The 11,975-nt window shown below is 59.8% G+C and carries 10 protein-coding genes and 2 pseudogenes; 5 read left to right on the forward strand and 7 right to left on the reverse strand.

Annotation, left to right across the window (positions count from 1 at the left end):
- The 4 genes and pseudogenes from DP107_RS17095 to DP107_RS17115 form a co-directional block, all read right to left on the reverse strand.
- Positions 1-1,065, reverse strand: a 1,065-nt coding sequence (locus DP107_RS17095) for a thiolase C-terminal domain-containing protein (RefSeq protein ID WP_238330924.1), incomplete at its 3' end; no start/stop codon positions are given.
- 661 nt (positions 1,066-1,726) lie between these two features.
- Entirely contained in the window at positions 1,727-2,467 is a 741-nt protein-coding gene (locus DP107_RS17100) for an acetoacetate decarboxylase family protein (protein WP_144263334.1), read from the reverse strand.
- Positions 2,468-2,729: 262 nt separating this feature from the next.
- Positions 2,730-2,870: a 2-oxo acid dehydrogenase subunit E2 gene (locus DP107_RS17105; protein WP_144263335.1), complete on the reverse strand. Its 141-nt coding sequence runs from the start codon at positions 2,868-2,870 to the stop codon at positions 2,730-2,732.
- A gap of 46 nt (positions 2,871-2,916) precedes the next feature.
- Positions 2,917-3,594, reverse strand: a pseudogene (locus DP107_RS17115) (2-oxo acid dehydrogenase subunit E2); the annotation flags it as partial.
- Between the two features lie 113 nt (positions 3,595-3,707).
- On the opposite strand from DP107_RS17115, the gene DP107_RS17120 reads away from it, so the two are divergent.
- From DP107_RS17120 to DP107_RS17135, 4 genes and pseudogenes are all read left to right on the forward strand, one after another.
- A complete protein-coding gene (locus tag DP107_RS17120) occupies positions 3,708-4,550 on the forward strand; it encodes a DUF7260 family protein (RefSeq protein ID WP_144263337.1) in 843 nt (280 codons plus the stop codon).
- A gap of 640 nt (positions 4,551-5,190) precedes the next feature.
- Positions 5,191-6,487: pseudogene (locus tag DP107_RS17125) on the forward strand (RNA-guided endonuclease TnpB family protein).
- 249 nt (positions 6,488-6,736) lie between these two features.
- Positions 6,737-7,675 (forward strand): ParA family protein, encoded by a 939-nt coding sequence (locus tag DP107_RS17130; RefSeq protein WP_144263338.1) that lies wholly within the window; start codon positions 6,737-6,739, stop codon positions 7,673-7,675.
- The gene (locus tag DP107_RS17135) at positions 7,668-8,069 is read left to right on the forward strand and encodes a hypothetical protein (RefSeq protein WP_144263339.1); all 402 of its coding nucleotides are present in this window, start codon (positions 7,668-7,670) and stop codon (positions 8,067-8,069) included. Before DP107_RS17130 ends, DP107_RS17135 begins: the two co-directional genes overlap by 8 nt.
- Positions 8,070-8,246: 177 nt before the next feature.
- Here the strand turns inward: DP107_RS17135 and DP107_RS17140 are convergent, their stop codons facing one another.
- The 3 genes from DP107_RS17140 to DP107_RS17150 form a co-directional block, all read right to left on the reverse strand.
- The gene (locus tag DP107_RS17140; RefSeq protein ID WP_144263340.1) at positions 8,247-9,314 is read right to left on the reverse strand and encodes a sensor histidine kinase; all 1,068 of its coding nucleotides are present in this window, start codon (positions 9,312-9,314) and stop codon (positions 8,247-8,249) included.
- Between the two features lie 51 nt (positions 9,315-9,365).
- Positions 9,366-9,653, reverse strand: coding sequence for a hypothetical protein (locus DP107_RS17145; RefSeq protein WP_238330925.1), 288 nt, complete (start codon positions 9,651-9,653; stop codon positions 9,366-9,368).
- A 263-nt stretch (positions 9,654-9,916) separates the two neighbouring features.
- Positions 9,917-10,714, reverse strand: coding sequence for a TrmB family transcriptional regulator (locus tag DP107_RS17150; RefSeq protein WP_144263342.1), 798 nt, complete (start codon positions 10,712-10,714; stop codon positions 9,917-9,919).
- Between the two features lie 387 nt (positions 10,715-11,101).
- On the opposite strand from DP107_RS17150, the gene DP107_RS17155 reads away from it, so the two are divergent.
- Positions 11,102-11,905 carry a TrmB family transcriptional regulator gene (locus tag DP107_RS17155; protein WP_144263343.1) on the forward strand — a complete coding sequence of 268 codons (804 nt, stop codon included), beginning with the start codon at positions 11,102-11,104 and terminating at the stop codon, positions 11,903-11,905.
- Positions 11,906-11,975: the final 70 nt, after the last annotated feature.

Genomic DNA, 11,975 nt, shown 5'->3' on the forward strand with positions numbered 1-11,975 from the left:
CCGGAGTTGTTCGGTGAGTTCGACGATCTGTGCGGTGCCGGTGGCGCCGATGGGGTGGCCCTTGGCCTTCAGCCCGCCGCTCGGGTTGACCGGGATATCACCGCCGAGCGCGGTCCGGCCCGCCGCGGCAGCCGGACCGCCCTCTCCGTCCTCGACCAACCCCAACGCCTCCGTCGCGAGCACCTCCGCACCCGTGAAGCAGTCGTGGACCTCGCAGAAGTCCACGTCATCGGCCGTCCGCCCCGACTGGTCGTAGGCCGCCCCGACTGCGTCACGGGCTGCCTGCGTCGCAGTGAACGCCGACTGTTCGGCCAGCGGAACCCCGCCCGAGGCGTGACCGATACCGGTGATGTCGACCGCCTCGCTGTCGAAGCTCTCCGCGGCGTCCTGGCTGACCACCAGGATGGCCGACGCGCCGTCCGAGAACGGGCAGCAATCGTACAGGTGGAACGGATCGGCAATCAGTGGTCCGTCGTGGACGTCCTCGCGCGTTATTTTCTGGCCGTGCTGTGCCCGGGGATTCAGGCTGCCATGGTGGTGGTTCTTGACCGCCACCTCGGCGAGCTGATCCCGGGTGGTCCCGTACTCGTGCATGTGGCGCTTGGTGAGGAGCGCGAACACGCCGGGAAACGTGAGACCGACCGGCTGCTCGTACTGCCGGCTCGCTGCGCTGGCAAAGACGCGCGTCATCTCGTCGGTGTCGAGGCCGGACGCCGGGGTACACCGCTCGGCGCCGCCGACGAGAATCACGTCGTGGAGGCCGGACTCGATGGCCGCGACGGCGTGTTTGGTCGCCATCGCGGATGTCGCGCAGGCGTCCTCGAATCGCTGGGTCGGGACGCCCGCGAGCCCGATCTGCGAGGCCGCCTTCGGTCCAAGGTGGGTGTCGTTCTCGGAGATGGCCGCCGAGGTGTTCCCGAAGTACAGCGCGTCGACCTCGTCGGGTCCGATCCCCGCGTCGTCGAGCGCAGGGAGTGCCGCCGCCGCGAACAGTTCCGAGAGGGTCAGGTCGGCGTGTGTGCCGAATTTCGTCATTCCGGCGCCGATGATGCTAGCTCGTATCATTCAGGATATCGGTCGGTTCCTTCCAAAAAAACACTTTCGACGGGTCGAACCACGATATCGACAGCTGCCACTCGCAGCCCGGCGGTGGTATTGGTGGAGCCGAACATAATGATAGTGAATGACAAACTACAGATGGGGGTGGCCAGCCCTTGAGGGGACTGCTGGAACGGATTAACATGCTGAGTTCGTTATTACAATCTGCCTCCGTAGTGTGTCATCAAAACTCGTTTTTGGGTTGCCGAGTGTCCGGCGCGGACCGCGACCGACTATACAGCGTCGTATCGGTTGAGCTTCGCCTCGAACGTCTTCGGGTGGAAGTTCAACTAAGAATGTGCCGACAGATTGGATATGATTGTGAACGATGCCTGGTGCAGGTGGAATCGGACGTTGACCGTTCGATTCTCCGGGTGGAAAGAACGATTCGCCGCAGACCCGGACATCCCGTACGACCCGGTCTACACCCCCGATGACGTCAACGCTGACCTCAAGCACGATGTCGGCTCCTTTGGTATCCGTATCCGCGCGAGTCGTACACGACTATGTAGCGAAGCCGGCCCTGGACGCGGCGACATAGGAGGTAGTCCACTACATCAGAACCAGTACCGGGGACGCCAGGCGTGCGACACACGATGCCCGGTGGCCGGCGACCGTTAAGGGGCGGTCACTCGTAGCGGTCCCGGACGACCTCCCCGTGCGGAAGGATGAACTCCGGGCGGGCGTAGAGGCCGGCGACGATGTCGCGCTGGCCGGGCTGGAACCCGTGGAGGAACGGGTACTTCGGAGTCGGGGTCAGCTCGACCGTGGCGTCGCCGCCCCAGATTTCGTGCATGGTCACGTCCTCGAGGTCGGTGGCGACGACCTGCTTCAGCACTTTCCCGCCCTTCTCGGGGCTGGGGACCTTCTTGACGCCGTAGACGGTCCCCTCGAACAGGTCGCCAAGGCGCTCGGCCAGCGCGTCCTCCTCGCCGGGCGCGCTGGTCGACCGGAACTTGACGCTGAGGATGGAGTCCCCGTCGCGCTCGAGGTCGCCCCGGATACGATTGCCGTCCTTCTGGATCGGCGTGTCGTCGCAGTACTGCTTGTACCAGCCGTACAGCCGACCGGCGTCCATCGTCTCGTCGTTGTTGGTCCAGATGTACGGCAGGTACCAGCCGACTCGCCCGTCGAACGTGACCTTCACCGAGACGATGCCCTCGTGGTACCGCGCGTGGGCGTGTGGCGGCTGTATCAGGTCGCCAACGACCACGCGGACGCGGGGACCGTCATCATAGGCAGGTTCGAGCGGCTCGGGGACCGCTCGTCCGAGCACGTCGTCCGGCCGGTCGTAGAAGACGTATATGTACTTCGACTCCGGCTCGCACCAGTACGGCGGCGGGATGGCCGGCGCACCGGTCGGTAGCATCCATCATTCGTTGGTTGTCATGATGTGCCATCACGCGAATTTCCCCCGGTTATGAATTAGCTTGTGCCGCCCGCGGCAATCGTGGGCAGACAGGGGTCTGGTGCGAGCGTCGATACTGCCGTGACGAGAGTGTGTTCCAGAAGCAGCAATTAGTGTGTAATGTGGTGTTTAACCTCGGATGGCAGTGGAATAATCTACAGTATCGGCAGTAGATGAGTTACTGGACTGGGGTCTGCTCGCCCACGGATGCTCCCGCGCGGATTCAGAGCAGGAGCCGGCACGGATCCTCCAGCTGCTCGATGAGGTGGTTCGCGAATCGGCCGCCGTCGAGCCCGTCGGCGACACGGTGGTCGAACGAGACGGACAGGGGCATCGTGTACCGGGGGACGACGGAGCCGGCCACGGTCTCGTCGTCGGCGAACGGCGCTCCTGACGCCTCCTCCTCGATGACGCGGGGGGCGCTTCTTTACTTCCCCCAGCCCGAGGATGCCGGTCTGTGGATAGTTGAGAATGGGCGTGGGGTAGTTTCCAGCGATGCCCCCCCAGTCCGAGACGGTGAACGTCCCGCCCTAGAGCTCATCGGAGGAGAGCGACCGCTCCCGGGCCCGTTCGGGGAGGTCGTCGATCTCCGTCGCAAGTTCGAGGATGCTCTTCTCGTCCATGTTCTCAACGACAGGCACGAGGAGCCCTTCCTCGGTCGCGGTGGCGACGCCGATATGATAGTACTGTTTCCGGGCGATCTCCTGATTCTCTTCGTCAAGCTCCGCATTGAGGTTCGGGTTGGCCCGGAGCGCGGAGACGGTCGCCCTCAATACGAACGGCATGTACGTCAGCCGGACCCCCCGCTCCTCGGCCTCCTGAGCCAGCTCCGCCCGGACCCTGACCAGTTCGGTCACGTCCGGGTGGTGGGCGATGACGTGCGGAGCGGTGAACTTCGCGTTCGACATCCGCTCGCCGACGGTCCGCCGGAGTCCGCGGTACGGGATTCGCTCGACATCCTCCTCGGCGTCGGTCGCGGGTTCGACCGCTGGCTCCGCGGTGTCCACCTCGCCCGTCTCACTCCCCTCTGCGGCGGCGAACTGCCACCTGCTCGGTCGTGACCAGCGTGTGTCGCTTATATTCGGCATCGATCGGCACAGTGCCGATGCCGACGCCCAGTTCGCGGGCGACGCCCCGGTTTAGCGGAAGGTGACGAGCGGACTCAAAATTTAAATTGAAAGGCACAAAGATGTCTCACATAATGGACACAGACGCGGCGCTGGCCACACTTGACGAGGGCATCCGGTGGGCGGCGGCAGAGCACCGACTCCTGCGCGACGAGGCGACGGCACTGGAATCGTTCGGTGCCCGACTCGAGAACATTGAACCGGACGTTGCTCCCCGTCCCTCTCCGGAGCCAGGAGGTATCAGGATGCTCGGTCCGACAGGGTCTGATGATGACCACTTAGCGGCGGTCCGGGACGCGTATCGACAGACGGTGATGAGTGTCGACCACTACGAGACGGAGTATGGGGAGCCGTTCGAACAGCACGTCCGCTACGAGTTCGGCCCGGAGATGGCGGAGGCACTTGAGCACGGCTCGTCGTTGCCGCCCCCCGTCTACCGCCGGCTTCGAACCAATGTCGCGGACGCGATTGAGCGCCGAGAACAGGTGCTCGAACTGCTTGCCGCGGAACGCGACGGTCTCCAGGAGATCCGGACAGCACTGGTTCCCGTTCGTGAGAAGCTTGAGGACATCGGGTCGTGCCCGCTTGAACAGTGGACCACGGCTGCACTTTGCGCGGAGTACGACCAGATCGAGACGTTCCGCGACCAGTGTGAGCGCCTCGCTACCGAACGGCAGTGCACACGCCAGGAGCACGTTCAGGCCCGATCGGCGCTTCCGGATCGGACGGTCACGGAAGAATACATGTACCAGCCACTCAATACCGCATACCCCGGATTGGCCGCGTTAGCGGTCTTCGCCGACCGGCTTCGGGAGACGGCGCAAGAACTACGAATCGTTCTTTTTGACCGGGGGTCCCTACCGACGAACCGAGACGAGTCCAAGAACGCCCCATCATTAGTCGATAACCTGACGTAACGTACCCAAGACGCGAGAACACGGTGAGAGAGCCACTACTCGGTGTTTTATAAAGAGCTAATATGAAACTCAACCCCGTGTCGGCTGGCTGTGAACCAGTATTGAGTCTTGCAATGAACCGCCAGCGGGGATTGGACTTGGGACACCCGTCATTCCCTGATGACCTCAGCTGCCGGGCTTAGTGGCACGTGTTCGAGCAATTCGTGCTACCTGAATGCCTTCGAATCGACCACTAGTAGGCAGAACCCGCACACGAACGTTCCAATTGTCGTGCTGAATTTCTGGTCCTCTCGGTTGGCAAGGACCCCCTTTAGAAACTGTTCAATCCAGTCTGTCTCAGTGGAGGAATTGTATGTCAGTGGCAGATATCATTCGCGAGAGAACATCCAGCCGTGTTGACCTATATTACGAGCCGATTAAAATTCGAAGCATCCATAATCAAATTTGATGGCCCTAACAACGCCTCCAACTGAATAGAACTATAAAATAACTGACATTGGGTCTGAACTCCGCTCTACAGAGAAAGCAAGGCGAGTGCCTCGGGGCTTGACCCCGAGGGTGAAGCCGACACGCGTCTTCACTTCCACCGCCCTTTGCACGGGTTTTTGACTTTTCAGAATTACAACTAATTGCGACCAAGATGACCGGTACTGACGGGCTCATCAAGACGCTGGATTTCCAACTCGACATCCAGAGTGACAACCAGAGCCTGCTCAACGACGCCACTATCGAAGCCCGGCGAGTGTACAACAAGACCATCCGGCTCGCCAAGGAAGGCACGGACTGGGACCCGATTTCGACTCGTCTTGAAGACGATTCCGACCTCGTCAAGAACACGACCCAACGCATCGTCGTCAAGGCACTCGGCGCGATGGAGAACTACTACGAGTACGACGACTACGGCAAGCCCAGCCACACCAAGGACAGCACCTACCCGCTCCGGGCAAACTTCACAGAAGGATACAACCTGTCGCTCACCGACGACGGCGACGTGGCGTTCCGCATCAGTGCGAAGCCATACAACCATGTCAAGGGCATCCTCGAAGGAAGTGACGCCCACCTCGACCTCCTCAAGACCGCGCTCACGAGCGACGAGTGGAAGGTCTCAACGTCGGAGACACTGTGGTGTAACGGCGAGCCGGAACTCCACGTCAACGTCACCAACACCGAGCAGACCGTTCGAGACAAGCAGAACTCGCGGACGGTCGTCGGCGTGGACGTGAACGAGGACAACGTGGCGCTCACTGCACTCTCTGAGGATGGCGTCGAAGACTCACTGGTCATCGACTTTCCCGAAATCAAGTTCGAGCGCCATCGGTACTTCACGATACGGAAGCGCGTGCAGAACGCGGGGGAAGGACAGCATCCAAGACACGCTGGAAGGGCGTGAGGAACGGTTCGTCCGCGACCGACTCCACAAGGTGAGTGGTCACATCGTGGAGTGGAGCCGTCAGTTCGAGAAGCCGTGCATCGTCTTTGAAGACCTCAAAGAGATGCGCGACAGTATCGACTACGGCACGCGGATGAACCGGCGCTTGCACCACCTCCCGTTCCGCGCCCTCCAGTACTGCACGTCGTACAAGGCATCGTTCGAGGGCATCCCGACTGGTTGGATTGACCCGTACAAAACGAGTCAGCGATGCCCGCTGTGCGGTCACGCCGAGCGTGCGAACCGGAAGAAGAAGCGGTTCAAGTGCAAGGGCTGTTCCCATCAAGACCACAGCGACCGTGGTGTAAGCGTCAACATCGCCGTGAAAGGCATCAAGAGGCATCAGGACTGGAATGTGCCTGCTCTCAACAGCCTTCCCGTTGTTCGGAAGGTGCGACGGCGGGCATCGGGGGCTGTGGACGCCCCGACCGCAACCCACTCGTCCGTTCGAGACGACCGTGACCCATCTCGGGGTGTGGCGTCGAGGACGGTGGGAGTGTCAGACTAAACTGCGGGAAGACAGAAGCCTCGGGGTCGCCGGAAGACTCCGTCTTCCGGGATGACGAGACGCCTCCGGCGTCTCGAACCACTTGACCCCGGGGCGGTTCACGCTGGAACTCGTCCTATATGCGACGCTGACTGGCCCTATCTCAGATATTTCAGAATAGTATACTATTCCGAAATAGAAAGCACATTAGAAGATCATTCACGCTATCCACCATAGAGTTATTATACTGGTTTGCTATTGTTGAATAGTATGACTGAATCAGATGGCAGGAATAGTATAGATACAACAAATAGACAGAATAGCCTGTATAATCCGGCAGAGACTGCTGAGAGCTCTCGGGCGGTTTCGGTGTGTATGCTGAAGGGTGGTGTCGGCAAATCGACGATCGCTGTCAACCTTGCTCGACAGCTGGCCGCCCACGACCACGATGTGCTCCTCATCGATCTTGATCCGAACGGCCACGCATCCGTAGGGCTGGGGTTTGATGACCAGTATCACAACACCGAGGAAACCATCGGTGACGTCTTCTTCGATGGTGCTGACCCGACTTCTGTTGTCTACAATACCAGCTACGAGTTCGATATTCTCCCGTCCAGCGAGGATTTAGAACAGGTCGAGCGGGAGATCGTCGTGGGCGACGTGTTCCAACCCTCAGCGCTGCTCAAACGGGAAGTCGTCGACCCACTCCTTGGGGATACGTACGACTATATCGTCACGGATTCGCCGGCGTACCGGTCCCGACTCACGGACAACGCGCTCGTCGCGACGGCGAATCTCGTGCTTCCGCTCGCTCCTGGGAACGAGGCGATGGCCGGCCTGGAGCGGACAATCGAGCGACAGATCTCACCGCTTCGGCAGCATATGGATGTCGACGTCCTGGCGCTGGTTCCGAATATGCTGAGCGGCCGTATCGACCAGAAGACCCAGGATCGCCAGCTGCTTGAACGGCTCAATTCGCACGATAATCTTCAGGACCGCATCCCGAACTTCGCCCGAATCACGGACTGGAAGGCCGTCGACGCCGGCGATCTCAGCCCTTCACCGGGCATACGAGACCGAACCAGCATCACGAAAGCCTACGGCGAGCGCAAACCCCTGCTGGACTATGATCCCGACTGTGACCAGCTGAAGTGTTTCGACGAGTTGGCGCACATCGTCGAGGCCGGGGAGGTGGTCCGCCATGGCTGAGGACGACCCGTTCGCCGACCTCGGGGAGGCGCTCGAGGATGAACCGGATGACGAACCACAGGATACGGATGAGACATCTGAATCGGAGCCGACCGAGGAGACCTCTGCTCGGGACTCGGTCGAGCCGCGGGACCCGATGACCGATACAGCGTTCAGCTATGAGGCAGCTAAACAGCGCCCTTTCTACGCTCGTGAGGCTACGATCGAGGACTTCGATTCCTGGCTGAAGTACGAATTAGAGCGGGAACTCAACCAGCAGGGCTACCAGAACATCGTCGTTCGAGAAATGACTGATGCTCTCCTACGAACCGTTGTGGAGGAAGACCTCGTGGATGAAGTGGCCGAACGGTTCGAACAAGCCCGCGAGTCTGCTTCTTCAGAATCCACAGAATAGCATACTATTCTAAAATAGAATACTATTCCACAATATCTTAACAGCAGCCTCAGAGGTGCCGAATTCCTCCTCAGTACGGTGGACTCAGCCGGGACCGCCGGCTCATAGTAGTTGAGGCTGGTCGTCTCAATGCATACGATGTGGAATGGGGGGTTTTAGTTTGGAGAGTCCTATGGCTCACAAAAACTCGATACCCGTGATCTCGAACTGGGCTCCACCAGCGTCGGCTGTGGCCACCCTCACGTCCCAGCCATGCGCGTTGGCGATGCTACGCACGACAGAGAGCCCGTATCCCGAGCCCTCCTCACGGGTCGTGAACCCGTGGTCGAACACTTCCTCTCGGATGTCCTCGGAGATCCCAGGCCCATTGTCTTCGATGTAGATACCATCCGGCAGCGCCCCCACCTGGACGGTCACATCTGATCCGGCGTGGTCGACGGCGTTCCGAAGGAGGTTTTCGAATAATTCACAGAGTCTGTCGGCGTCCGCACTCACTGGACGCATCGTCTCGTAGTCCAGCGTTGCCCCATCCGCAGTACCGCCCGTCCCTTCCCACGCGGTGGTGATCACGTCCCTGATGTCGGTCGGTTCCGGATCCGTGACGATGTTACCCTGCCGGGCCACCCGTATCAGGTCGTCCACCAACTGTTCCATCCGGTCGGTCGTCGCTTCGATCGATTCGATGTGCTCGGGATCGCCGGTCTCCTGATAGAGGTCGAGCCGGCCGTCGATCACGTTCAGCGGGTTCCGCAGATCATGGGCCAAGATGTCGGTGAACTCCTTGAGGCGGTCGTTCTGATGTTCGAGCATTCGCTCGTACTGTTTTCTCGCCGTCGTGTCCTGGCTGATGACTGTGTATCCCTCATTGTGTTCGAGTGGCGATATCGTCATCGTGGCCCAGAAGACAGAGCCGTTTGCCCGCTGGTGCCACTGCTCGTCCTTAATCGTGTCGTCCTCAGCCTCGGCAAGCATAGCAGCGACATCGGGGTGTGATTCGTCCTCGTCAATATCGATATCGAACTCGGCTGTCCCATCGTCGGCAAACAGATCCCGCAGATTGTTGCCTAGCATCGATTCGGATTCATACCCGTACAGCGTCCGGGCTGGAGTAGGCCAAGCAGTGATCATACCATCTGAATCAAGCATGAAGATAGCGTGGGAGGAAACCCCTTCAATCAGGTGCTGATACAGGGCCTCCTCGTCCTGAGTACGCCTTCTACGGTAGCCATCGGGAGGGTCAGACATCGTAGCCTCTCGTAGTCGATAGCGACTGGGTGCTCCCGAGAGGGTGGGGCATCAGATATCCACCTGATTGATGTAGATCCGGACCTCTTCCGGGGTGATGACCACTCGATGGTCCCAAATCTGTGTACACAGGTATAGCGGACGACCAGAAGACCACTGGAGGGTCTCGAAGACATCGGGATCAATCCACTCTGCCAGCGTGGTGGGACGCTCGTAGACGTCTACTCCCACAGCGACGAACGCATCCACGACTGCCTCACCTATCTCCTCCTCACTGCCGATCGACTGGCGGACAAGGAGGCTGAGTTCTTCCTCGTCCAACGGCGGTAAGGCACTCATAGCAGAGTATAGGAGATTCTTACATATCACTCCAGGTGATTTTCACACCTGCCCAATTTTTGATTATGTGAATAAAAACGTCCTTAATCAATACTGCCGACCGCTGGGGGTGGTGGGCAAGTGGTGTTTGTACTCAGCGGTCTTGAAGTGGATAGTACATCCGCGTCAACCAAGTTGTACAACGGTTCGAGTGCCGTGGGTTCTCTGTTCGTCGTGATGGTATGGATTCATGTGGATAGTTGATCTGCTGGTATTGGATTCCGTCAAGTGGGCTCCTCCGCGTCGAGTCGCCAGGTGAATATCGCCCTCAGCACCACGACCAGACTGTTCGTGTCGCCCTCGCCCCAGATGGCGGTCTCCGACCGTGGATCGGAGGGTCCTGCGTCCACGCCGTTGACGAGCGCGCTCACGAGGGTTTTGCGCCCGTCGACCATCATGAGCCGTCCCGCCGACGTGTCTGACCAGACCCATAGCGACTCGAACATCGTCGCGCCGGGAATCTCGTCCTGAATGCGCTCCTGGACCTCAGCCGACACCCCGCCGAGCTTGATCGAAACACCCCGGTCTGCGGCTTCGCCTAACTCCTCGATCAGGTCCTCGGTAAGCAGTTCTTCGACGGTCATGTAGACGAGTTCCTCCTCCGCGCTGGCGAAGAAATCGAGAACACGCTCGGTGACCGCAGTCTGCCCGTCAACCGTCCAGACGCCGCGTTGTTCAGTTCGCCGTTCGGCGGGTTCGAGTTCACCCAGCGCCGTCCGGAGGAGTTCCGTGCGGTGCTGGAGCTCGTGTTCGAACGTCCGACTCGCGGTTTCGGCGGAGATCGCCCAGAACTGCTTGGGCGACGACTGGAGGATATCGACGAGCCCCCGCTCGTGTAACTCGTCGATCGCGTCGTATACTCTGGTACGGGGCACCTCCGACACTTGGCTGACGTCTCTGGCCGTCCCCGTCCCGAGGCTTGAAAGCGCGACGAACGTTCGCGCGGCGTAGGCACTCAGCCCGAACTGTTCGAGTTGCTCGATTGCGGCGGTCTGAGGGTCTTCGACTGGATCACTGCTCATCGATCAGGCGGATATGGGTCATTGTGAGCCCAGCCACGGAGGGTGGCCGGGCCGGCACGCAACAGTACGGTGGTTGGGACACAGAACTGGACTGCGTGCCGGTGAAGTGTTTAGCTTCCACCCCGTATATTCTTTTTGTGATTAAACGAGTTACTTTTCAATCTCTCGTTTATCTGTGCTCCTACGCGGTGAAATCTTGATTCACCTGTTGTCACTAAATCTATCACAACAAATTCTAAAGGGAGATCTATGCGGCGGATTTGGACGCTTATACTGCCCATGTCGCGTCTCACCCGGATTAGCCGTCATGGCTGTAGTGACAATACCTATCCGTACCGGGAGCAAACCATTCAGAGAATTACTGGGCACACCAGTAGGTTGGGACACATGACCACTAATAATAGTCTGGGGGAAGCGATCGAAGTCCTCCAGCAACTCGGCTTGAAAGAATACGAGGCGCGATGCTTCGTCGGCCTGTCCCGTCTCCACACGGGTACAGCGAAGCAATTGAGTGAGATGACGGAGGTTCCCCGGACGCGTGTGTACGATGCGGTTCGAGTGCTGGAGGCACAAGGCCTGGTCGAGATCCAACACTCAAGCCCGCAGCAGTTCCGGGCGGTTCCGCTCGACGAGGCGACAGAGACCCTGCGTGATCAGTACGAAGACCGCGTCGAGCGCCTTCACGATGCGCTGGATACGGTCGAAATCGTCGAGGAGGACGACGAGACCCCGGTCCAGCAGGTGTGGGCGATGTCCGGGCGGGACACGATCGAAAACCGGACGAACCAACTCATCGATGAAGCGGCCGTCGAAATCGTTCTCGTCGTCGGCGACGAGTCACTCTTGACCGAGGCTCTCGTTGCCAGCCTCAACGAGGTCGGTAACGGGGTCGACCTTCTCATCGGCGCGTTGACGGAATCGCTTCAAGAGCAGATCCAGACGGCCGTGCCGGATGCCACGACGTTCATCTCTGGCCTGGAGTGGCTACACAGCGAGGATGCTACTGAAGACGAGACGGCGATCGGCCGGCTCGTTCTCATCGACCGCTCGACGATCCTCGTGAGTTCACTCATGCCCGACACCATGGAGGAGCAAGCGATCTTCGGCGAAGGATTCGGGAATGGTCTGGTCGTAATCGCCCGGCGACTCATGGCACAAGGGTTGTTGACCGCTCGTGATCCCAAGCAGTAATTTCGCGACGAGCGACTATCTTCATTAGGCGAGAGAATCCCGCGCTTCAGGGCGGGCGTGAATCGCCGCA

The sequence above is a fragment of the Haloglomus irregulare genome (assembly GCF_007421925.1).
Taxonomy (GTDB): domain Archaea; phylum Halobacteriota; class Halobacteria; order Halobacteriales; family Haloarculaceae; genus Haloglomus; species Haloglomus irregulare.